This window comes from Nocardia sp. XZ_19_369, assembly GCF_015355715.1.
GTDB lineage: Bacteria > Actinomycetota > Actinomycetes > Mycobacteriales > Mycobacteriaceae > Nocardia.
In genome coordinates, this window is the sequence record NZ_JACVED010000007.1 from 44072 (window position 1) to 67018 (window position 22947).

A 22947-nucleotide genomic window follows, 5' to 3' on the forward strand; every position below is an offset into this window, starting at 1 on the left:
AAGTAGAAGGCCCGCTGACGCATTCGGCGTCAGCGGGCCTCGGTGCACGGTTCAGCGCACTACTTCTCGATACCCTCGAAATCCCACAGACCGCTCCAGGTGAGTTCGGCCTTCTTCACCTTCTCCGACCGGCCCGCTGCGGCCATGTAGTCGAACATCGGGATGTCGGCCATGTCCTTGAACAGCAGCTCCTGCGCCTTGGCCGTGATCCGGTAGGACTCCTCCAGGGTCGGCGCGGCCAGCGCGTTGTTCAGCAACTCGTCGAACTGTTTGCTGTCGTAGGTGACGCTGTTGGTCCCCGAGAAGCTGTAGTACTGCGAGGTCAGGAACTGCAGCATGGTCGGGTAGTCGCCCTGCCAGCCGTGCCGGAACGCCTTACCGATCGTCTTACCGGTGATCGCGTCCCTGATGTTCTTGAACGTGGGGTACGGCGCGCCGATCGCCTCGATGCCGAGGGTGTTCTTGATGCTGTTCGCCGTCGCTTCGACCCAGGCCTGGTGGCCGCCGTCGGAGTTGTAGGCGATCTCGTAGCGGCCCGACCACGGCGAGATCGCGTCGGCCTGTGCCCAGAGCTTCTTGGCCTCCTCCGGGTTGTACTTCAGCAGTTCGTTGCCGGAAAGCTTGTCGCTGTACCCGGGCAGGGTGCGTGCGGTGAAGTCGAGCGACGGAATCCTGGTGCCGTGGAAGATGTTCTGGCAGATCTGTTCCCGGTTGATCGCCATCGAGATCGCCTTGCGCCGCAGCACACCTTCTTCACCGCTGAAGTGCGGGACGTTGGTCTGGATGCCGAGCGCCTGCTTGTACGCGATCGGCTTCTTGATCGCCCGATCGCCGAGATCCTTTTCGTAGGAGGCCATTGCGGTGTCCGGGATGACGTCGAGCGCGTCGAGATTGCCCGCCTGCAGATCGGCGTAGGCCGTGTCGAAGGACTGGTACATCACGAACCGCAGGCCCTTGTTCTTGGGTTCGCGGCCACCCTTGTACTCCGGGTTGGGCACCAGGTCGATCTGGACGTTGTGCTGCCACGCGCCCTCACGCGCGAACTTGTACGGGCCGTTGCCGATCGGGTTCTCCCCGAACGCCTTCAGGTCCTTGAACGCGGCTTCGGGCAGCGGGTAGAACGGTGCGAACCCGAGGCCGACCTCGAAGTCGATCGAGGGCTGCTTCAACGCCACGGTGAAGGTGCGGTCATCGACCACCTTCAATCCCGACATCGTCTGCACCGTAGGCTTTTCCGCCTGCACGTCGTCGAACCCGATGATCGGCGCGAACACGTAGTTCTGCAACTGCGCGTTGGTGGCCAGCGCACCGAAGTTCCAGGCATCGACGAACGACTTCGCGGTGACCGGTGAGCCGTCGGAGAATTTCCAGTCCGGCTTGATGGTGATCTTGTAGTTCTTGCGGTCGGACGACTCGATCGACTCGGCAAGCTCGTTGTGCGCCACGCCGTTGGCGTCGTAGTACTTCAGCCCCGCGAACAACCGGTCGACCACGCGGCCGCCCATATTCTCGTTGGTGTTGGTGGGTATCAACGGGTTCTGCGGCTCGCCGCCGTTGACCGTGACGATGTCGGCGTCGCCACCGTCATCCGACGAGCATGCGGTCAGCCCTAGGCTTGTGGCCATCAGTGCTGCCGCGAGCAGCGCACCAGCTCTTGTGAATCTCACGCGTTCTCCCGATTTCGAACCGGCCATCGGGGCCCCACCCGATCGCCTTGGAATGTCCTCGGACACTAACCATTCCGGCGTCGGTTGTCATGGGATCCACCGATGATCGGACCCGCGGCGGGCCGCCGCGGGCGCCGATCTCTTAGGTCCGGCTCTCCAACGTCTCCTTGACCTTGGCGATGGCGAATCCCCAGGCCTGGTCGAAGGTCGGTTTCGGGGGTATCGAGATCTCGTCGGGGTTGGTGACGACATCGAGCAGCACGGGCTTGCGTTGTGCGAAGGCCTCAGCGACCGCCCCGTCCAGATCGTCGGGATCGGTGATCCGCCGCGACTCCAGGCCCATCGCCTGCGCGACGGCGGCGATATCCGGATTGTCGAGCACGGTGCCGAATTCGGGCAGGCCACCTTCCTCCTGCTCCAGCTTGACCATGCCGAGGCGGCCGTTGTTGAACACCACCAGCGTGACCGGCAGGTCGTAGGTGACCGCCGTCCGCAGGTCGCCGAGCAGCATCATCAGGCCACCGTCGCCGCAGAAGGCCACCACCTGACGTTCGCGATCGAGAATCTGCGCGCCGAGCGCCTGCGGCATGGCGTTGGCCATCGAACCGAAGTTGTATGAACCGAGCAGTCGGCGGGTGCCACGCAGGCTGAGGAATCGGGACAACCACACCGTCGACATACCGGTGTCCGAGGTGAAGATGGCGTCGTCGGCGGCGTGCGTATTCACCGCGGCCGCAACCGCTTCCGGGCGGATCAGCTGATCCGGGTTGTCCAAATGCTTGCGGATGCGGCCGAGGAATTTGCGATCGTGCTTGGGTTCGGCCAGTCGATCCTGTAGTCCGGACCAGCGCTGATACTCCGTTTGCGCCTTCTTCAGGTGCTTGTCGGCGGACTTGGCGTCCAGCTTCGAGAGCAGTTCGCGCAGTGTGGGACCCGCGTGACCGACCAGCGCGACATCGACCGGCGTGCGGCGACCGATGTGGTCGAGCCTGGCGTCGAGTTGGATGACGCTCTTACCGCTGGGATACCAGTCCCGATACGGGAAGTCGGTACCCACCATGAACAGCACGTCGCAGTCCTCGAGCGCCGAGTTGGCGGCGGGATTGCCGATCAAACCGGTTTGGCCGACCGCATAAGGATTGTCGTGCTCGAGGCCTTCCTTGGCCTTGATGGTGAGCACCATCGGCGCGGAGAGCTGTTCGGCGAGCCGCAGCACCTCCTCGCGCGCCTCCCTGGCCCCGATGCCGACCAGCAGCGTGACCTTGTCCGCCTTGTTGAGGGTGTCCGCGGCCTGCACGATCTCGGCCGCACCGGCCATGATCGTGCGGTCGCGGGCGACGAACCGGGGACGCTCGGCGGAGTCCAGCTTCAGACCGCCGATGTCACCCGGAATGGTCAGTACACTCACACCCTGCCGGGAGACCGCGGCATTCACAGCCTGCTCCAACAGCCGCGGCATCTGGGCGGCGCTGGTGACGGTGGCTGTGAACTCGGAGACGTCGCGGAAGACCGCGTCGTTGTCGACCTCCTGAAAGTATTCGCTGCCCATCTCCGAGGTCGGCACCTGACCGCAGATCGCCAGCACCGGTGCGTGCGACTTCTTCGCGTCGTAGAGACCGCCGAGCAGATGGATCGAGCCGGGGCCCACGGTTCCCATGCACACCCCGATGGTTCCGGTGAGCTGGGCCTGTGCGCCCGCGGCGTAGGCGGCGACCTCTTCGTGTCGCACGCCGATCCATTCGATCCGGTCTTCTCGGCGGATCGCGTCGGTAATCGGATTGAGTGCGTCGCCGACGACGCCCCAGACCTGGGTGACACCCTGGTCGGCCAGCGCAGTGACGATCATTTCCGCAACAGTGGTCATCGTCGGCTCCTCCTACTGGTCAGTCGATTCGGCGATCAGTGCGACACGCGTCGTCCGGTCACCAAATTGACCAGGAACAGCAGGATCACCGCGCCACCGATGCAGGTGAAGAAGCTGAACCACAGCCCGCCACCGTCGACGTCGACGCCGAACGCCTTCAGCAGGAAGCCGCCGAGCAGACCGCCGACGATGCCGACGACGATGTTCAGCAGAATCCCCTGCTGAGCGTCCGTCTTCATGATCTTGCTGGCCAGCCAGCCGGCGAGGCCGCCGATGATGATCCATCCGATGATCCCGAGACCCAGCATGATGTCCTCCTGAGGTTGGTTCTGGCACGCCGGAAAAGAACGCGCTGCGGCGGTCATACCCCTCGTAGCGCAGCCCAAGCAGACCCGCGAGCTTCACCACATCGAAACTCGCTGACCGTTTGCTCGGTCCGTTGCCGGGTAGCCGAGCCCAATGAGCGACTCCCGTCCGCGCGAAAGAGTCCGTAATTCGCTCGCTGACCGGCAGGAAGTTGCCGTGTTCGGCGCGGGTGACATATCCGGAGGCGTGCTCGGTGCAGCACCGACCGCTTGGGTTCGCTGTTCATTTGCGGCGAATCCATTTTCTGTATCGCGCCGAGCGCAGGAGTGTCTAACGACGCCGACCGAGGTGCCGGATCCGGCCGAGCTCGGCCGGGAAAGGGAATGCTCATGGGTGCCGAACCGCTGATCGATCTCGCTGCCCTGGGCACGCCCGAGCGCACCTGGGCTCGCTGGCGCCATCGTCGCCCGGAGCTCTCGCTGACCGGATGGCGGCACCTGATCGTCGTCGCGCCACACCCCGACGACGAGGTGCTCGGGGTCGGCGGGCTGATCGCGCTGGCCCGCTCGCGCGGTCTGCCGGTCACCGTCGTCACGGTGACCGATGGTGAGGCGTCCCATCCGGGCTCCCCCACCTGTTCGCCGGCCGAACTCGGCGACCTGCGGGTGCAGGAATCGCGCCGCGCAGCCAAGGAATTGAACGTCGACGCACCGATCCGCCTCCGCATCGGCGACGGCCGGGTAGCCGCTCACGAAGCCGCGGTCACCGACGCGTTGTCGGACATCCTCACGCGATGTGGCCACACGGGTGCCTGGTGCGCGACCACCTGGCGGCGCGACGGTCACCCGGACCACGAGGCGGTCGGGCGGGCCACGGCCGCGGCCTGCGCCGGCACTGCGACTCGACTGCTGGAATTCCCGGTCCGGATGTGGCACTGGGCAACTCCGGAACATCCGGTGGTGCCCGCCAGCCGCGCCCGAACGTTGACCTTGCCGGGGTCGGCGGTCGACGCCAAGGTGCGCGCGCTGGCGCAATTCCGCAGCCAGATCCTGCCGATGTCGGACGATCCCGCAGACCAGCCGATCCTGTCGCCCACGGTGCTCGACCGGTTCACCGGCAACACGGAAACGTTCTTCGTATGAACGAGACCGGGTTAACCGCGGACTATTTCGAGGACATGTACGCCCACGATCCGGATCCGTGGGGCTTCACCACCGACTGGTACGAGCAGCGCAAGCGCGCTCTCATCATGGGAGCGCTACCGAAAGCCCGCTACCACAATGCCTTCGAACCCGGCTGTTCGGTCGGCACCCTCTCGGTGGAACTCACCGACCGCTGTGATCGGCTGGTGTGCACCGACATCGCGGCCCAGGCCCTCGACTCGGCAGGCAAACGCATCGACCGGTTGCCCGAATCCGTGCGCGGCGCAGTCGAATTCCGGCGCTGGGCGCTGGGCGAGCCATGGCCGCACGAGCATTTCGACCTGATCGTGCTCAGCGAGGTCTGCTACTACCTCGACTCCACCACCCTGCGTACGGTTTTCGGGCAGGCCGTGGAGCACCTCGAATCGAACGGCACGCTGCTGTGTGTGCACTGGCGCCGAAAGGTGCCCGAATACCCGCTGTCCGGCGACCACGTGCACGCCATCGCCCGCACCACCCAGGGTTTGACGGCGCTGGCGGGCTATCACGACGAAGACATGTTGCTCGACGTCTTCACGACGGGCGACCCTATCTCCGCCGCGACCCCCTGACCTCGCTACGCCATGGCGAAGCGGAGCAATGCCTGCTTGTCGCCCTGCTTGATCTTGCCCTTGCGGTTCAGCACTTCCAGCTGCCAGGTGGTGCCGGAACGGAACGCGCGGGCAACGGCATTGGCGTTGTCCGTGCCGAGCAGGGACGGCCAGATGTCGGCGACCTGCTGGCTGGTGCCGCCGCTGGCGTCGTAGACCTTGAAGCTGATGTTGTTGGCCTTCTCGAACGAACTGCCCTTCTTGAAGGCCACCGCGACGAAGATGATGGCGTCGATGCCGCCGGGCACGTCGGCGAAGGTGACGTGCACGGTCTCGTCGTCACCCGCGGCGGCGCCGGACTGCTCGTCACCGCTGTGCAGCACGGAGCCGTTGCCCAGCGGGTCGAGCGAGTCGAGCCCGGCGAAGCGGACCGGCTCGGCACCCTGCATCAGGATGGCGATCAGGTCCAGGTCGACGCCTTTCTTGCGGCGCGCCCAGCCGAGCGCCCCACCGCTGGCACCCGCCGACGGATCCCAGCTCACTCCGACGCTGAGCTTGGTGACGCCGGCGAGATCCGCGGCGCCGTCTTCTTTCTTGAGCGTGATCATGGGTTCAGATTAGCGGGGGTTTCGTAACTGCAAGCGCCGGAAAGATTCTCATTCGGCTAATGGGCGACAACACGGGCAACCGTGAAATCTATTGATAGCGAATAGCTCTCGCCGATGCTCAAGCGCTGGATGTGGCTTTGGAGAGCAACCGGTGCAGCTGACGTTGCTCCCTGGCCGACAGCCGGCGCAACGGCAGATGCCGGGTCATCGCGTCGACCAGCTTTTCGCGCTGCCGCACACCGGCGACGGTGAGCGCCACCACCTTCACCCGCTTGTCGTCCGGGCCGGGTAGTCGCTCGACGGTGCCGCGTTTCTCCAGCTTGTCGATGATGAAGGTGACCGTCGACGGGTCACTGCAGGTGCGGCGGGCGAGCTCGGACATCGAGGGCGGCGTGGCCGTCGGGGTGAGGTGCCAGAGCACGTTCGCCGACGGCACGGTGAGGTCCAGGTCGCGCAGGACGCTGACGAGGGCGGCGTCGAGCTGGTCGGAAACCGTACGGAGCTCGGCGAGCAGGCGATAACCGAGGTCTGCTTCAGGCAGGTCCGCTGTCACGGACCACAGTGTAGACAGCTACTTGAAGTCTCCTATGAAGTTACTTTGACACTCAAACTTCGAAGCGGCGTTTTCGGCTGCCGTGCCGGTTGCGCGGCGGCCACAGATAACGGGAAGTCTCGGCGAGTCTCGACCACGGCGCGGGCGGATCACCTTGGCCGACTGGCTATTTACAAAGGCAGCCGACGCGCGGTTCGGTGGGGCATGGCTGATCCGTTGAAAGAACAGAACGTCGCGGCGCACGCGTTGGCATTGGTGCAGGAGGCCGCGGGACCGTACCTGGACAGTCTGCCGGAGCGCCGGGTGCACGACGCCACCCACGACCCGCTGATCGACGACCTGGGCGGCCCGCTGTCCGAGCACGGCGATGGCGCACTGGCGGCGATCGAGCAGTTGCTCGCAGTCGGCACGCAGGCGTCGGTGCACTCGGCCGGGCCGCGCTTCTTCCATCTCGTCGTGGGCGGGGCGACACCGGCGGCGCTGGCCGGGGACTGGATAACCGCACTGCTGGACCAGAACTCGGGACTGTGGGTCACCTCGCCGCTGGCGTCGCGCACCGAGACCGTCGTGCTCGGGTGGCTCAAGGATCTGTTCGGCCTGCCGCAAGACTTCGGCGCGGTGCTCACGCCCAGCGCCACCTTCGCGAACCTGACCGGGCTCGCCGCGGCGCGCTACTGGTGGGCCGATCGGCACGGAGTGGACGTGGTCGCCCAAGGATTGGCCGGCCTGCCGCAGTTGCCGGTGCTCACCAGCGGACTGGTGCATGCCAGCACCCGCAAGGCGCTGCAGATACTCGGCTGCGGCCGAGATACCTTGCGCACTTTCGTCCGTGACGATGCCGGACGGATCGACCTGGCGGCGCTGGAGCGGGCGCTGATCGAGCTCGACGGCGCGCCCGCGGTGATCGTCGGCAACCTCGGCGAGGTGAACACCGGCGACTCCGACCCCATCGATGAGCTGGCCGACCTGGCCGAGCAGTACGGGTCCTGGCTGCATGTGGACGGCGCTTTCGGGCTGTTCGCGGCGGTCTCACCGCGCACGGCGCACCTCGCCCGCGGGGTCGCGCGCGCGGATTCGATCACCGCCGACGGTCACAAATGGCTGAATGTGCCGCAGGAGAGCGGGTTTTCATTCGTCAAGGACAACTCGGTGCTCGGCAAGACCTTCGGCGGCTGGGGTGCCGCCTACCTGCCGACCCTCGACGACGAACAGGTCAGCTACAACATGCACGGTCCCGAATCCTCGCGCCGTGCACGCGCATTCCCCATCTGGGCGACGCTGCGTGCTTACGGCCGTGCGGGTTATCGCGACATGGTGGAACGTCACCTCGATGTGGCCGCTCACCTCGGCCGGGTTGTCGACGAGGCGCCCGACTTCGAGCTCTTGGCGCCGGTTCAGTTGTGCGTCACCTGTTTCCGATACCGTCCGCCGGGTGTGCCGGAAGGCGAGCTGAACGCCCTCAATGCTCGACTCGGCGCGGCAATTCTCGACGACGGCCGCGTCTATGCCGGCACCACTACGTATCGAGGCATGACCGCGCTGCGGCCGACCTTCGTCAACTGGCGTATCACCGAGCCCGAAGCGGATTTGCTGATTCAGGTGATTCGCGAAATAGGGCCTGGGCTATAGGCTTTCAGCGTTGATCAGGCCAAGAACTCCAGGGACGAAGGCACACCGTTGCGGAGCGCCTCGGTGTGTGCGGCGACGTTGATCGCGTCGCTCAAGGTCGCGCCGGCGTCCAGTTTCGCGATCACCTTGGCTTCGGCTTCCTTGACGGCCGTCGCGGCATCGACGAGGTGCTCGAGGCGAGCCGGATCGATGACGATGACCCCCTCCTCGTCGGCCAGGATCAAGTCGCCGGGCGCCACCGCGACGCCGCCACAGGTCACCGGGACCTGTAGCTCACCGAGCTGGGCGGTGGTGCCCGCCATGGGTGTGACGAATCGGCTGTAGATCGGCAGCTCGCAGCGGCGGACATAACCGATGTCGCGGTATCCCCCGTCGATGATGATTCCACCGAGCTGCCGGACCTGCGCGCCGCGCGCGAAAATCTCGCCCGCGAAGGCGATTTCGCTTCCGTCACCGTCTACGACGATGACATCGCCCGGTGCGGCGGACTCGATCGCCCGCAGCACCGCGAAGAAGTCGCCCCGGCAGCGCACGGTGAACGCGGGTCCGAGGATCCGCACCTCGGCCGACCGTGCCCGAATCCCGGTATCCATCACCCGCATCGACTTGTCCGCGTCGCACAGTGCGGTCGTATCGACAGAGTGAACCTTCGCGACAAGTTCGTCGGTCAGCATCGGCGCCGCCCCTTCGAGGCTCGGAGTGTCCAGTCCCCCAAACCTTACTTCCCGGGCTTTGTTCGGGTGGCTGTCTCGTCGGTGCCCGGAAGTTGCGGCGGGTCTTGGGTGTTGAAGCTTGGAAAGCCGCATGTCGCCGACGGTTGGCTAGCGTGCGGGTGTGGGTCTCGGGTTGCCCGCGATCGGTATTCCGGTGCGCCTGGTCTGGGCCAGCGAGGCGGGCGAGTCGGCGCTTCGGGCGGCGGTTCGGGGGATGACGGGTGGTGTTTCGGGGGTCGGGTGTGCTCGGTAGTCGGCGAGGGTTGCGGTGCCCCAGACGTAGGGGTCGGCTTGGGCGCTGCCGAATGGCGACCAGGCCAGGCGGGTTCGGCCGGTTTTGTCGTCGGTGTCGGAGTCGTAGACGAGGATGTTCATCGCGAACCGGGTGGGATCGACCGGTTCGGGCAGCGCGGTGAGGGGGATTTTCACCTCGATCGAGTAGCCGCGGTACGGCTCGGTGACGAGCGAAGCCACCTGCATCCCTGGTAGCGGTGCGCCCTGGTGGTTGTCGGCGTCACGCTCTGCGGCCGGCCCGCCTCGGTGTGCCGTATACGGCAGGATGCCGGTCTTGAAGGTGGTCGAGGTGTCGTCGGAGGTGCCGCTCGGGTCGATGGCGATCTCGACCGAGTCTGTGCGCCAATGCCTTTTGATGTCGTCGGCTTCCAGTGCAGTGCCTTCGCGGTCATCGGTGACGTTGACCAGCACGTACAAGTCGTCGTCATGCCTGGAAAGCTTTGCGGTCGCCGCACACCCACCGCCGCCCTGCCAAATAGCAAGCGGCAGTTCAGGTCCCGGGTACTCTCCTGGTCCCTCGATGCCGTTCAGAATCGGCGCGATCGCCACGGCCGGGACGACGGTGCTCGGGTTCGGTGGATAGTCCGGCTGGACCCGGTTGGCCAACCACGGCAACCCGGTTCGGTCGGACCACTCCGCGAACTCGGCATACCGCGGTTTCAGTCCGGATTGCCGATACACCGGCACCTCGACGAATCGCCCCTCCTCGGCCAGCACCGTGAACCACTCGGAACCGAGCTGATTCGGGTCGGTCGGTACCTGCGCGGGCTTCGCGGCGAAACCCTGTGTCAGATATAGCCGAGTGGCGTCGCGTTCGACCTGCGCCCAGGTCGTGTTGTGTGCGCGCGAGCGGACACCGGACCAGACGCCGATGACCGGCAACCCGGTGCCGGGATCGGCGTGCCGCTGTTCGGCTGCTTCTGGTCCGAGCAATGAGCCGAACCCATAGTTCTGCGCGAGCAGTCTGGTCGGACGCCAGACCGCCAGTCCCTCGCCGGTGAGCTGTTCCGGATACGCCCGTCGATCACCTGCCAGCCGGAACGCCTCGATGCCGAGCCGGGCCGAGAGTTGGTGTCCGCCATGCTGATCGAACGGTCGAGGGTCCATCACCACGATCGTGTGCGGTGTGGTGAGCCGGACCAACCGCACCAGCCTGGCGAGGGTGTCCTGCTCGTCCCACACGCGCGCGGTCAGCGGTGCGGACAGGGTGTACCAGAAGTCCGGTTTGTCGAGGTAGTAGATGTTCTCGATCCCGGCGAGTGCGTTCGCTTTGCGTTCTTCCGTCTCGCGGATCAGGCCCAGCTCGGGGCCTTCGGCCAGCCCGACGGCATTGCCGCCACCCTCGCCGCGCGTGACCGTGACAACGCCGGTGGTCCAGCCGAACTCGTCACGCCATCGCCCGAACGTCGCCAGGTTGCTCGACTCGTCGTCCGGATGCGCACCGATGAACAACACGTCGGTGTGCGCCGGATCTGCGCTTTCGACGCCGTCCGCGGAGCGGTCCGCGACCAGCCAGGTGGCGGCCAGCCCGGCGGCGAGGACGGTACGGCGGCGCAGTTTCGCCTCGAAGCCACCCGCCACTCGAACCTCCAGTCGCCTTGTCGCACGTCAGTGCCGAACATAGGCGAAGGACGCGGCGAGGCGAGCCTTGGGTGCGGCCACCTCGGCGAGGCGGTCGGGGGTCAGCCCAGCGATTGCAATGCGGTGTGCAGCCGGTCGAGTGCCGCGGCGATCCACGGCAGGGACGTCGGATCGTTGCTGCCCAACGCTTCCCAGCGCTGATCGGCCGTCTGTCCATAGAGCAGACTGGTCGCCGCCCGGAAACGCAGACTCTCCCGCGTGTCCCCGAAATGCTCGCCGGCCAGCACGCCAATGCCGTACTCGTCGAGCAGATGGTCGGCGAGCGCCACACCCGTTTCGATGCCACGGGCGGCCAGCGCGGGGCGGAACAGCTCGAGATCGGGATAGAGATAGAACCCGGCTTGCGGCGCCCGGCACGCGACACCGGCCTTCGCGAACACCGTGTGTGCCGCGCGCGCGATCGAGGCGTGCAGTCGCCGGCTCGCGGCGATATGCGCCGTCACCTCGGCAGGCGCGTCGAAGGCGAAGACCGCCGCCGCCTGCATCGGACCTGCCAGACAGGACCAGACTTCGCTGCCGAGTCCGGTGATCTGCGCTGCCAACTCCTGTCCCGCGCGGCCGGGTGGGGTGCGGAGGAAGCCGATCCGCCAGCCACCGAGGGCCATGGACTTGCTCAGTCCGCCGGTGACGATGGTCCGGTGCGGCAGCAGGGTCGCCGGGCTGTGCATCGACTCGGGGTCGTAGGCGAGATCACGGTAGATCTCGTCGCAGATGATGGTCATGCCGTGCCGGTCGGCGATCTCGCAGACCCGGGCGATCAGGTCCGCGCCTGCGATGGTGCCCGTGGGGTTGTCCGGCACGGTCAGGATGAGAATCCGCGGGTCGGCACCCTCTTGGCGGGCTTTCGCCAGTGCAGGTTCGAGCAGGTCCGGGTCCGGCACACCGCCCGCGATGCGCGGGATCGGCACCCCGATGGCGCGTTTGCCCAGGAAGCCGATCTGCGCTGGATACGTGACCCAGGACGGGATGGGCAGCACCACATCGCCCGGCAGCACCGCGATGGCGGCGTACAGCAGCGCCTTGCTGCCCGGTGCGAGGATGACCTGCTCGGTGTCCGTGCGCAGACCACGCCGCGAGAGGTACCTCGCCGCGGCTTCGCGGGCCCGGACGGTCCCGGCCACCGGGGCGTAGGAGTTCTCCGTCGCGCCCTCGGCCAGTGCGGCAGCGATCTCGGGCAGCACCGGCAGCCCCGCCTCACCGAAGCCGAGATGCAGGATGTCTTGGCCGGCCGCCCGGCGTGCGTTGATCGATTCGTTGAGGGCCAGCGTGGCCGAGCGCGGTACCAAGGGTCATCTCCTGATGTCGAAAGCGGCTGGCGCCTTTGGTTATTCGTCCGTGACGGGCAGGCGGTACTCGCGGCGCATGCTGGTGCCGAGTTTGCCGATGTGCGCGCCGTAGATGTGGATCGAGATCACCGTCGAGGTACCGGCATTGCGCACCAGGTGGATATCGCCGGGCGGGGCGAAACCGCAAGCCGTGCCCGCCTTGTTGACCACGTGATCCACCGCGACGAGCCGAGCGGACTCACCCTCGCCACGCAGCTCGTAGCGCCATTCGGTCTCCGCGCCCTCGTAAACCCCTGCGACACACCAGGACACGTGGTCGTGGATCGGTGTCTGCTGCCCGGGCAGCCACACCAGGGCCACCACGGAGAAACTCCCGTCGTCTTCGGTGTGCACGAGGTGCTGCCGATACTTCTCCGGCGAACCCTCCCGAAACTCGGCGGGCAGCAGATTCGGCTGCGCCAGAAAGCCTTCGAGCCGATTCGCGACGAGCTGCGCGGCCTCGGCCGGTGGGCGTTCGCGCCGGACGACTTCCCGGACCGCGGCGACAAGATCGGTGAGGACCGGGGTACACGGGGCGGCAGTACTGATGGACATGGCGACTCCGATCGAACAAGTAGACCAACGCGCGCCGCACTTTCGACCAGCGGCGCTGCCGACTCTTGTGAAACACCTTGTCCGGCAACGGAAGATCGTTGGCAACCAGGTTTTGGAGTCGGCTTATGTCGACCAGCATGCATCGCGGCAACGCTACGGTCTACTTAGACATTGTTGCCGTAACCAAAGGATTCGTTATGTGTGCGGCAGGCTCTACTTGCCGCTCATCTCATCGGCGGCGACCTGCAACGCCTCCATCATGAGCCGGGTGACCGGAATGTTGTGATGGCCGGCCAGCGCGTACGCCGCCACCGTCCGCGAGTCCACCGGAATCACCGGACGGCTCACCACCTTCGGATGACGGATGAACGACTGCACCATGCTCGGCATCACCGCGATCCCCGTGCCCGCCGCCACCAGACTCTGCACCGCGAGGTTGTCGTCCGTCGTGAAATCGATATGCGGCTCGAAACCGGCAGTCGCGCACGACTCGATGAAATGACTACGGCAGCGCACACACCCGGCGATCCACCGCTCGTCCGCCAGCTGCGCCAACTCCACCGTTCGCCGCCGCGCCAGCGCATGCCCCTTTGGTAGCAACACGATCAACGGATCGTCGAGCAGCGAAACCTTGTACAGGTCATCCGATTCCGGCTGCTCACTCGAGGCGTCATAGGTGAACGCCAACGTGATGTCACACTCCCCCCGCCGCAACGCCTCCACCGAATCCGGTGGCTCCGCATCGAACAACTCGACCCGGATCCCCGGATGCCGCGTCTTGATCGCCGCCACCGCCGACGGCACCAACGTCGCACTCGCACTGGGAAACGCACACACCCGAACCCGCCCCGTCTTCAACCGGGTAATCGCCGTCATCTGCTGCTGCGCCGCCGAGATCGTCCCCAAAATCCCCGCCGCATGCTGCGCCAACACCTGCCCCGCATCCGTCAACCGCAACCCCCGCCCCACCCGCACGAACAGCGGCGTCCCCACCGACCGCTCCAACGCCTTCATCTGCTGACTGATCGCCGGCTGCGTATACCCCAAACTCCGCGCCGCAGCCGCAAACGAGCCCGTCCGCACGACCTCGTCGAACACCCGAACATGCCGTGAGTCGAACATCGGTCCAGAATAAGCATTTCTTTGGGGTGCATAGGGTTTCGCCGGGATTGGGGAGAAGTCAGCAGGTCCACCCCTGCCCGACGCTCGTCAGCTACCACCCATAGACAGAGAAGGGCGTTCCCTCCGCAACATGCTTCATAGCCACTCCGCAGTACCCGATCATGTGATCCGGCAACTCATCGACCGCGAACCACCCAAGCGCACTGCACTTCTCAGGTTCTCGATTGACAGGCTCCCCCGCCCACGTCGCCACAGTGAAAAAGAACGCCACCCGCCCACCAGACGAGGCGTTGTGCATAACGTGACTGAACTCCACATCCCCCGCCTCGACCACCACCCCGATCTCTTCCTCAGCCTCACGAATCAGCGCACTAACCACAGACTCACCCGCCTCGAGATGACCGGACGGCAGATGCCACGCCCCATCCTCGAACCCAGTGTTCTGCCGCCTGCCGAACAACACTCGGTCACCACGCCGCAGCAACAAATGAACGTCCCCAGTCACCTTGTGCCGCCGAAATTTCGTCTCCCGATCAGGCTCCCAAGCAGTTCCACTCATCGGTTGACCCGCTTCTCTCGTAGTGATCGAACGTCCGCTCGATATCTGCCAACTGCCGGACGTCGCGAGCACCGCGCGTCCTCCTCGAATCTGTGGATGGTGAATCCGTCGCTGGTGTACTGATGGATTCGTCGCTGGCGTCATGGTGGACTCGTCGCCCGTGTCAGGTTGGATATGCCGCGGCTACGGTGATCCATTCGTCGCTGCGCACGAAACTGGAAAGCCTATTAGCGAGCCCAGGATACGGGTGCTGATGTCACTCGCTTGGGCAAAATTGGCTGACGCGGGCCGAAGCATCGGGACTAGCAAACCGGGGTCGGGGGCGAAGCCCACCGGGCGGGGTGTGGGGCAGCGCCCAAGCGAACGGTCGCGGTTCGCGATCATTCACCGAGTGAGCGGACCGGAATAAAGGCGGCGAGTTCACAAGGGTCCCGGTGCATGTCGTATCCGCGCAGCAGATCGATATACCGAGGCTTATCGAGCTCCCAATCGTACTGCTCCAACAACTCACCGTCCTGAGCTGCGAAAAACACGAGGTCAGCGAGCAGGCGAGTCGTCCGGCCGTTACCGTCCGTGAATGGGTGAATCCTGACGGTCTCAGCGTGCGCCGCGATGCCGAGCTGACGCGCGGTCCAATCGTTCGTGTGGTGCCAGCGGTAACGGATGGTCTCCAGTGAGCCGTGGAGCTCAACAGCGATCTGCTCTGGCGCAACACCAATGTTCAACTCACGCATGCGGAACTTCCCTGCCCATACCCAGATGTCACCATAGAGCCGACGATGAAGGTCGCGCAGAAAATAGTCGCTCAACATCTCGTCCAGAGTCAGCGTTTTATCGAGCACTGCGGTCAGTAGGGTCTCACTGGCTTGTTCTTGTATGGCTTGCTCGAGGTCGTAAACGGCGGCCTTGCTGACCGGCTCTCCGAGCAATTCCCGGATGTTTGGGAGCAGCGCATCTGCCTCGTCAGCGGAGACGGGTGTCTCGCCGTAGCCCGACGTCAGGGACATCAGACCTGCGGTCGCCGCGTCACCAAGAAGTGCTCGACCCGCGCTGACCGCGTATAGCCAGCGGGCACGACTCGGTTCTCGAGCCGCGCGGAAGCCTTGGTCGATCGGACAGCGACCTTTTTGACGGCCTCTTTGGATACCGCACTACGCTCCACGACTCACCCCTTATCCATTCCGTGCTCTCTGCACTTTGATGCTACCGATCGAACGCCGACAGGTGGATCCTGCCGTATCAGTCTGACATCGAGGCGGCGAGCCACGGAAGGAGCGCAACGTCGGGGACTGGCAAACCGGGGAGGGGGTCTGGGGGCTGGCGCACCATTGGGTGGGGGTCCGGGGGTGAAGCCCGCCGGGCGGGGTGTGGGGGCTGCGCCCCCACAAGACACGACGAAACGAGACGAGGCCCATGCCCTCTGTGGGCATGGGCCTCGTGTCGAGTGAAGTGGAGCTGCCGGGAATCGAACCCGGGTCCTCCGCCGCGTCTCCAGGGCTTCTCCGTGTGCAGTTCGCTGTGTCTCTACTCGGATCTCTGGGTCTCGCGAACAAGCTCAGATGACGATCCCAGTCGCTGTTTGATGTTCCATCCTGGTCCGCGACCGGCCAGGACGGTGAGTCCCTCTAGCTGATGCCAGGACCCGGGTCGAGGGACGAACCCGGGCTGACAGAGACGACCTGCTACTTAGGCAGCGAGGGCGTACTCGCGCTGATTGGAATCGGCGCTTAATTGGTTGCAATGACGCTTACGGTGGTCTCTTGCCTGCACCGACACGCTTCCCCTGAATCTACGTACAAAGTCGAAACCGTTCAGCCCCGTACGTCCCGACACCTTGCCGGGCTGTTCATATTAACACCGGCCAGGGACCGTTTCTTCCCATTATCGGCCCGGTGTCCCGGACCCCGCTCACGCTGCGGCGATGAGTCCGACGGCCACGAGGGCGAGCACCATGCCTGCCTGCTGTTGCCTGCCTACGCGTTCGCCGAGCAGCACCATGGCGAGCAGCACGGTGGCCGCCGGGTACAGCGAGCCGATCACGCTGACCAGGGCGAGCATCGAGCCGTGGAAGGCGTACAGCAGCGCCGCGTTGCCGATCACGTCCAGCACGCTGATGTAGAAGGCGAGTCGCAAGGGTTCGCCGCGCAACCGTTTGAACTCGCCGCGCGTCAACGCGGTCACCCACACCACACCGGTCGCCGCGACCCGCTGCGCGAGCAGCGGCCACAGCCCGGCGGACGCGGCGGTCTCGTGCATGAAAACGAACATCAGGCCGAACGCCAAGCCGGATCCGACGGTCAGCAAGGCGACCATCTTGGTGAACCGCAGTTCGCGGCCGCCAGTGATCTCCTCGGTGACGGCGTCCGGCGACTCCCGGCTGACCAGCAACACCGCCACCAACGCGAACACGATGCCGACGAAGGCGAGCGGCCCTGGTCGCTCCCCGGCGATCAGGCCGACCAACACCGGGATGCCGGCCACCAGCACCGCGGTCAGCGGCGACACCACCGCCATTGGACCGCTGGCGAGCGCGGCGTAGAACCACCAGACCGCGACGCCGCTGGCCACGCCGGCCGCCAGGCCCCAGCCCATCGACTCGGCGTCCGCTACCCCGTCGACGAACGGCAGGAGCAGCAGCACGAGCACGATCGACATCGGGTAGGAGTAGATGACGACGCGCAGCGCGGTCACCTTGCGGGCCGCGACGCCGCCGAAGAAGTCGCTGACGCCGTAGCCGAGGGCGGCTACCAGCGACAGCAGGATGGCGGTCAGCGCATGCCTTTGATACGCCGCCCTAGCTCGCGGGTGACCTCGCGCTCGGCGGTGCGCTTTGCCAGATCTTGCCGCTTGTCGTAGTCCTGCTTGCCCTTGGCCAGGGCCAGTTCGACCTTGACCTTGCCATCGGAGAAGTACATGGACAGCGGGACCAGCGTCTGATTGCCCTCGCGCGACTTACCGACGAGGCGGTCGATCTCCCGCTTGTGCAGCAGCAACTTGCGGGTCCGGCGCGGCGAATGATTGGTCCACGTGCCGTGGCTGAACTCCGGGATGTGCAGGTTACGCAGCCACACCTCGCCGTTGTCGACCGTCGCGAACGCGTCGACCAGCGAGGCCTTGCCCTCACGCAGGCTCTTGACCTCGGTGCCGACCAGCGCGATCCCGGCCTCGTAGACGTCCAGGATCGTGTAGTTGTGCCGCGCCCGGCGGTTGGTCGCGATGACCTTGCGCCCCTGTTCCTTCATAACGATCAACCTTAAGTGACGCGGCAACCGGATTATTCCCAGGTCGCGGCGCGGCACTAACCGCCGGGGCGCAGGACGACCCAGAGCGCGAGCAACGAGATGAAGGCGACGACGAGCAAGACGGTGGAAACGCGAGGTCTGCCAGGCCGCGGCGGCAGGCGATGGCGCAGCCACACGCTCTCCACCGACGGGTCGGTCTCCCTGCGGACGTTCGGCGGCGCGTCCGGGGCCTCGGAACCAGGGGAACTGCCCGACGCTTCATCATCGTCAGGGCCATCACCGGTAGCCATAGCCAGCACCGTAGCGGGGGCTGCCGCCGATTGCCGTAATTCCCGCGCGCCGCAACAGAGTTGGTACTCAGGCGAGACGTCGGGCGAAGGCCTCCGTGGGGGCCGCGTTGGCGACGTCGACGGTGAAGACGCGCAGGTCGACTGCGGTCGGGGTGAGATCGAGCACCATGAAGCCGAGCTCGTGATAGTTCTCGAACAGCGCGGGGTTCGCGCCGCTGTGTCTGGCGTCTTCGGCACCGACGACCTTCGCGGACGCGCCGGACACGAGTTGCCTGGTGCCCTTGGCGGCGATGGTCGGCTCCAGTACCTGCAGCGCATGGTCGTGCCCGGAGAGCAGGAACTGGCAGGTCCCCGCGACATGGTCCTCGATGAAGCGCTTCACGTGGACGCCGTTGATCGGCTCGATGGGCAGGCCCTCGTAGTTTCCGGCGTTGCCGTGCGGGCCGTTGCTGAGGTACGGGTGGTGGGTGCAGGCGATCTTCCAGGGGGCGGTGGACGCGGCGACCGCCTGGTCGAACCACGCGCGCTGCTCGTTCATGAACTGTCCGTCGACCGCCCAGTAGGGCGAGAAGATCGGCGGGATATAGGCGGCGAGCGGGTTGAGGTCGAGCACGAAGAACTCGACGACGGGGTTGTGCTCCGGTACCCGCACCGAGTAATACCGGCTGGGCATCCACCAGCGCGGCGAGTTCGCGTGGTACTCGACCTCGTGGTTGCCGCGCAGCAGCCAGCCGCCGTCACCGGGCAGGACGGAGCTGGTGTCGTGGTTACCGAGCACCATCAACCACGGGAAATCCAGTCCGGCATTGGGGTTTTCGAACTTGTCGGCGAACTGGCGGTCGGTGCCGCTGCTCGGGCCCGCCTCGTAGATGTTGTCGCCGAGGCCGAGCGCGAGGGAGACGGGTTCCCGGCGGTGGAACGAACGCATGGCGTCGGCAACCGCCCACTGGGTGCGCGTTCCGGTGCCCGCGTCACCGGTCACCAGCACCCGCAACCGGTTTCCGGTCGGGAAACCGAACTTGGTCACGCCGTCCGCCACCGGTACCGCCTGGGCGGGCGTCAAGCCGACCAGCGACGCGATCCCCGCCGCGCCGGCCAGAAAGCCCCGGCGACCAAAACTGTTGTCATGCATGCGATGTCCTCGAGAGTCCGTAACCCACCCGGCTATCATCCTCGCCCATGGCGATGCCGGGTGGGCCGGCAGTCGGCTACTTTGCCGCAGCTAGCGCTTTCTTGCTCCGGTCCAGACCGAGCGCGTCGGACATGGTGAAGAACAGGTCTGTCTGATCGGTGAGGCCGACCACGTTCGCGGCGTGCGGACCGTACGCGGCGACGCGCAGCTGGGTGCCGGTGTGTTCCTGCGAGCCGCCTGCGTCGGCGTTGCCGTAGGAGACACCCATCTCGGCACCGTCCTTGGTGACGACCTTGCTGGTCAGCGACGGCGACTTGGTGTCGAGCGGGACGATCTGGCTGCTGTGCGCATGGTCGGCGGTGACGATCACCAGGGTGTTGCCGTCCTGCTCGGCGAAGTCGAGCGCGGCCCGCACGGCCTCGTCGAGGTCGACGGTCTCACCGACCTGACCACACGGGTTGGCGTTGTGGTCCTGCTTGTCGATCGAGGCGCCCTCGACCTGGAGGAAGAAGCCGTTCTTGCGCGGCTTCAGCAGGTCGATCGCCTTGCGGGTCATCGTCGCCAGGTCGGGCTGGGTGGCGGCGCGCTCGGGGTTGGGACGGCAGGTCTGCGCGGGCAGGTTCAGGCCGTTCGGCACGGCGAGGTCACCGGTCCAGCGCACCGGCATGTTGCCGGGGGTGAACAGGCCGAGGACCGGGGCGTCCTGGTCGGCCTCGGCGAGTCCGTCGAGGCCCGCCCTGTCGGCGACGATGTTGTACCCGCGCGCCTTGGCCTGATCACGCAGGGTCTGGCCCTGCCACTGGCCCGCAGCCGCCTTCTGGTCGAAGCTCTTCGCGCCACCGCCGAGGGTGACGTCGGCGCGCGTGTTCAGCAGCTGTTCGCTGATCGAGCCGAGGCCGCCCTGCTCCAGCGCGTTGGTCGGGCACTTGAGCGCCGTCTCCTCCGGGCCGTAACACTTGCGGTCGGTGACGTGTGCGCCGAGCACGGCCGGGGTGGCGTCCTGGATCTCGGCGGTGGTCACGTTGCCGGTGGCCTTGCCGTTGGCCTTGGCGATCTCCAGCAGGTTGGTCTGCGGGGCGCCCTTCAGGTCGACGCCGATGGCGCCGTTGTAGGTCTTGGTTCCAGTCGCCCACGCGCTGCCACTGGCGGCGGAATCGGTGACGTAGTCCGGCTTTCCGGTCTTCTTGTCCAGGGAGTAGTGGGTGTAGGAACCGGTGAGCGGCAGGGCGTCGATGCCCTTGAAGTAGCCGCCCGCACCCTCGGCGACGTTGCGCGCCACCGTGATTTCCGAGTCGCCCATGCCGTCGCCGATCAGCAGGATGACGTTCTTGGCCTGGTTACCGTTGAGCGAGGCGCGCAGGGCGTCGGTCCGGTCGCCGGTGGTTCGGCGGGCGCCGCCGTTATCACTAAGCGTGCCTTTGGCAGCGGGGCTGAGGAGTTCGCCGTTGCCCTGCTTCGTGGCGTCGGAAGAACCGCAGGCGGCCAAGGCTCCGACGAGAACGGCGGCACCCAGGACGGCACCGGCGCGGAACCGGCGGGGCATGGGGCGCGACGAGACAGAGGGCATCAGCGAAAACTCCGTTGTTCGTAGATACATGGGATGTTCGGAGCTTTACGAGGTCGTCTGAACAGAAAGGGTGCGTCCGGCAACCGTCCGGTTACCGCACGATTACTCATTCGCATGTTCGCATAAGTGAACAGGTTGCAGGGCAGCCGAATTTCGCTGCCGCGCAGTTAATTTGACGCCATCCGGCAGACCGGTCGAGTCAGCTGCCGGATCGGGCCGAGGGTGCAGAATGTCACTCTGCGCCCAGTACCTCCAGCACTCCCTCGCCGTACTTGGCGAGTTTGTTCTCGCCGACGCCGGTGACCGTGCCGAGCTCGGCCAGGCTCGTCGGCTTGCGCGCGGCGATCTCGCGCAGGGTCGCGTCGTGGAAGACGACGTAGGCCGGAACGCCCTGTTCCTTCGAGGTCGCGGCCCGCCATTCGCGCAACTTCTCGAACACCGGAACATCCGCGGGCGCCATCTCGGCGACGGCCGCGGCCTTGCCTGCCTTGGCGGCCCGCGCCGGTTTGGTCGGCCGTTCGCGCTCACGGCGCAGCAGCACCTGACGGCCCTCGAAGAGCACCTCGTTGCTCGCGTCGGTGAGCGTCAGCACGCCGTAGTCACCGTGCACGGCGAGCAACCCGCCTGCCAGCAATTGCCGCACCACACCGCGCCATTCGATATCGCGCAGATCGGTGCCGATCCCGAAGACCTTCAGCTCGTGGTGATCGTGCTGCAGCACCTTGGGATTCTTCTTACCGAGCAGGATGTCGACGATGTGGCCGGCACCGAAACTCTGGCCGCGTTCGCGTTTCAACCGCAGCACCGTCGACAGCAGCTTCTGCGCGGGGACGGTGCCGTCCCAGGATTCGGCCGGGTTGAGGCAGGTATCGCAGTTGCCGCACGGCTGCTGCTCGTGCTGACCGAAGTAGTTGAGCAGCTGCACCCGGCGGCACGACACCGTCTCGCACAGCGCGAGCATGGCGTCCAGGTGCAGCTGCAACTGGCGGCGATGGGCGGCGTCGCCCTCCGAGGAGTCGATCATCTTGCGTTGCTGCACAACGTCGTTCAGGCCGTACACCATCCACGCGGTGGACGGTTGCCCGTCGCGGCCCGCCCGGCCGGTCTCCTGGTAGTAGCCCTCCACGGACTTCGGCAGATCGAGATGAGCGACGAAACGCACGTCCGGCTTGTCGATGCCCATGCCGAAGGCGATGGTCGCCACCACGACCAGACCGTCCTCGCGAAGGAACCGCGTCTGGTTCTCCGCACGGGTGCGGTTGTCCAAGCCCGCGTGATACGGCACCGCGCTGACACCGTTCTCGGTGAGGAACGCCGCGGTCTTCTCCACCGAATTGCGGGACAGGCAGTAGACGATGCCCGCGTCGCCTGCGTGTTCGGTGCGGATGAAGTCGAGCAGCTGCCGGTCGGGCTTGTTCTTCGGCTCGATCCGGTACTGGATATTGGGTCGATCGAAACTCGCGACGAAGCGACGGGCGTTGCCCAGATCGAGACGTTGCACGATCTCGTCGCTGGTCTTCGCGGTGGCGGTCGCGGTCAACGCGATGCGCGGCACGTCGGGCCAGCGTTCGTGCAGCATGGACAGCGCCAGATAGTCGGGCCGGAAATCGTGGCCCCATTGCGAGACACAGTGCGCCTCGTCGATGGCGAACAGCCCCACCTTGCCGCGATCGAACAGCTGCGCCGTCGATTCCAGCCGCAGCCGCTCCGGTGCCAGGTACAGCAGGTCCAACTCCCCCGCCACGAACTGCGCCTCCACGGCGCGGCGCTCGTCCGGGAACTGGGTCGAATTCAAGAATCCGGCGCGCACACCGAGCGCGCTGAGCGCGTCCACCTGGTTCTGCATCAGCGCGATCAGCGGTGAGATCACCACGCCGACGCCGGGCCGGACCAGCGCGGGCACCTGATAGCAGAGCGACTTGCCGCCGCCGGTCGGCATGAGCACCAGCGCGTCACCGCCCGCGACCACGTGCTCCACGATTTCGCGCTGGTCGCCGCGGAAGCTGTCGTAGCCGAAGACTCGGCGTAGAACCTCTTGCGCCGCACCGGATCCGGCGTCCACACCGGGATCGGTGTCGGTCGCCGCGGCCGCGAATGCATCGGGGAGAGTCACCCGGCCCATCCTACGAGTGCGCGTACGCGGCGCTA

The 22947-nt window shown here is 66.1% G+C and carries 21 protein-coding genes and 1 other RNA gene; 3 read left to right on the forward strand and 19 right to left on the reverse strand.

Annotated elements, in window-relative coordinates; genetic code table 11:
• Positions 1-59 precede the first annotated feature (59 nt).
• The 3 genes from IBX18_RS25420 to IBX18_RS25430 form a co-directional block, all read right to left on the reverse strand.
• On the reverse strand, positions 60-1625 hold the full coding sequence (locus IBX18_RS25420) for an ABC transporter substrate-binding protein (protein WP_194836481.1): 1566 nt from the start codon (positions 1623-1625) through the stop codon (positions 60-62).
• A 184-nt stretch (positions 1626-1809) separates the two neighbouring features.
• A complete protein-coding gene (locus tag IBX18_RS25425; RefSeq protein ID WP_194836068.1) occupies positions 1810-3531 on the reverse strand; it encodes a thiamine pyrophosphate-dependent enzyme in 1722 nt (573 codons plus the stop codon).
• A 35-nt stretch (positions 3532-3566) separates the two neighbouring features.
• Positions 3567-3839 (reverse strand): GlsB/YeaQ/YmgE family stress response membrane protein, encoded by a 273-nt coding sequence (locus IBX18_RS25430; protein ID WP_194836069.1) that lies wholly within the window; start codon positions 3837-3839, stop codon positions 3567-3569.
• A gap of 387 nt (positions 3840-4226) precedes the next feature.
• Between IBX18_RS25430 and IBX18_RS25435 the strand changes: the two genes are divergently transcribed.
• The gene (locus tag IBX18_RS25435) at positions 4227-4979 is read left to right on the forward strand and encodes a PIG-L deacetylase family protein (RefSeq protein ID WP_194836070.1); all 753 of its coding nucleotides are present in this window, start codon (positions 4227-4229) and stop codon (positions 4977-4979) included.
• The gene (locus tag IBX18_RS25440; RefSeq protein ID WP_194836071.1) at positions 4976-5590 is read left to right on the forward strand and encodes an SAM-dependent methyltransferase; all 615 of its coding nucleotides are present in this window, start codon (positions 4976-4978) and stop codon (positions 5588-5590) included. The genes IBX18_RS25435 and IBX18_RS25440 overlap by 4 nt, the downstream gene beginning before the upstream one ends.
• 5 nt (positions 5591-5595) lie before the next feature.
• Here IBX18_RS25440 and IBX18_RS25445 read toward each other — a convergent pair whose 3' ends face one another.
• Complete coding sequence (locus IBX18_RS25445) at positions 5596-6177, reverse strand: TerD family protein (protein WP_135232881.1); 582 nt, start codon at positions 6175-6177, stop codon at positions 5596-5598.
• Positions 6178-6295: 118 nt separating this feature from the next.
• Entirely contained in the window at positions 6296-6730 is a 435-nt protein-coding gene (locus IBX18_RS25450) for a MarR family winged helix-turn-helix transcriptional regulator (protein ID WP_194836072.1), read from the reverse strand.
• A gap of 204 nt (positions 6731-6934) precedes the next feature.
• On the opposite strand from IBX18_RS25450, the gene IBX18_RS25455 reads away from it, so the two are divergent.
• The gene (locus tag IBX18_RS25455) at positions 6935-8359 is read left to right on the forward strand and encodes an aspartate aminotransferase family protein (RefSeq protein ID WP_194836073.1); all 1425 of its coding nucleotides are present in this window, start codon (positions 6935-6937) and stop codon (positions 8357-8359) included.
• A 14-nt stretch (positions 8360-8373) separates the two neighbouring features.
• Here IBX18_RS25455 and IBX18_RS25460 read toward each other — a convergent pair whose 3' ends face one another.
• The 14 genes from IBX18_RS25460 to recQ form a co-directional block, all read right to left on the reverse strand.
• A complete protein-coding gene (locus IBX18_RS25460) occupies positions 8374-9033 on the reverse strand; it encodes an RraA family protein (protein ID WP_194836074.1) in 660 nt (219 codons plus the stop codon).
• 147 nt (positions 9034-9180) lie between these two features.
• Positions 9181-10947, reverse strand: a complete 1767-nt coding sequence (locus IBX18_RS25465; protein ID WP_306796410.1) for a sugar-binding protein — start codon at positions 10945-10947, stop codon at positions 9181-9183.
• A gap of 101 nt (positions 10948-11048) precedes the next feature.
• Positions 11049-12293 (reverse strand): pyridoxal phosphate-dependent aminotransferase, encoded by a 1245-nt coding sequence (locus IBX18_RS25470; protein WP_194836075.1) that lies wholly within the window; start codon positions 12291-12293, stop codon positions 11049-11051.
• 39 nt (positions 12294-12332) lie between these two features.
• A complete protein-coding gene (locus IBX18_RS25475) occupies positions 12333-12887 on the reverse strand; it encodes a cysteine dioxygenase family protein (RefSeq protein ID WP_194836076.1) in 555 nt (184 codons plus the stop codon).
• 213 nt (positions 12888-13100) lie between these two features.
• On the reverse strand, positions 13101-14009 hold the full coding sequence (locus IBX18_RS25480; protein ID WP_135232887.1) for a LysR family transcriptional regulator: 909 nt from the start codon (positions 14007-14009) through the stop codon (positions 13101-13103).
• Positions 14010-14100: 91 nt separating this feature from the next.
• The gene (locus tag IBX18_RS25485; protein ID WP_306796411.1) at positions 14101-14712 is read right to left on the reverse strand and encodes an NUDIX domain-containing protein; all 612 of its coding nucleotides are present in this window, start codon (positions 14710-14712) and stop codon (positions 14101-14103) included.
• Between the two features lie 236 nt (positions 14713-14948).
• Positions 14949-15575 carry a Fic family protein gene (locus IBX18_RS25490; RefSeq protein ID WP_194836078.1) on the reverse strand — a complete coding sequence of 209 codons (627 nt, stop codon included), beginning with the start codon at positions 15573-15575 and terminating at the stop codon, positions 14949-14951.
• Positions 15576-16015: 440 nt separating this feature from the next.
• Positions 16016-16387: a transfer-messenger RNA gene (ssrA, locus tag IBX18_RS25495) on the reverse strand.
• Between the two features lie 89 nt (positions 16388-16476).
• Positions 16477-17328 carry an EamA family transporter gene (locus tag IBX18_RS25500; RefSeq protein ID WP_373889236.1) on the reverse strand — a complete coding sequence of 284 codons (852 nt, stop codon included), beginning with the start codon at positions 17326-17328 and terminating at the stop codon, positions 16477-16479.
• A gap of 8 nt (positions 17329-17336) precedes the next feature.
• Positions 17337-17810 carry an SsrA-binding protein SmpB gene (gene smpB, locus IBX18_RS25505; RefSeq protein WP_107658851.1) on the reverse strand — a complete coding sequence of 158 codons (474 nt, stop codon included), beginning with the start codon at positions 17808-17810 and terminating at the stop codon, positions 17337-17339.
• 56 nt (positions 17811-17866) lie between these two features.
• Positions 17867-18100: a hypothetical protein gene (locus tag IBX18_RS25510; RefSeq protein ID WP_194836079.1), complete on the reverse strand. Its 234-nt coding sequence runs from the start codon at positions 18098-18100 to the stop codon at positions 17867-17869.
• A 67-nt stretch (positions 18101-18167) separates the two neighbouring features.
• Positions 18168-19232 (reverse strand): metallophosphoesterase, encoded by a 1065-nt coding sequence (locus tag IBX18_RS25515; RefSeq protein ID WP_194836080.1) that lies wholly within the window; start codon positions 19230-19232, stop codon positions 18168-18170.
• Positions 19233-19308: 76 nt separating this feature from the next.
• Positions 19309-20799, reverse strand: a complete 1491-nt coding sequence (gene phoA, locus IBX18_RS25520; protein WP_373889226.1) for an alkaline phosphatase — start codon at positions 20797-20799, stop codon at positions 19309-19311.
• Positions 20800-21031: 232 nt separating this feature from the next.
• Entirely contained in the window at positions 21032-22912 is a 1881-nt protein-coding gene (recQ, locus tag IBX18_RS25525) for a DNA helicase RecQ (protein ID WP_194836081.1), read from the reverse strand.
• Positions 22913-22947: the final 35 nt, after the last annotated feature.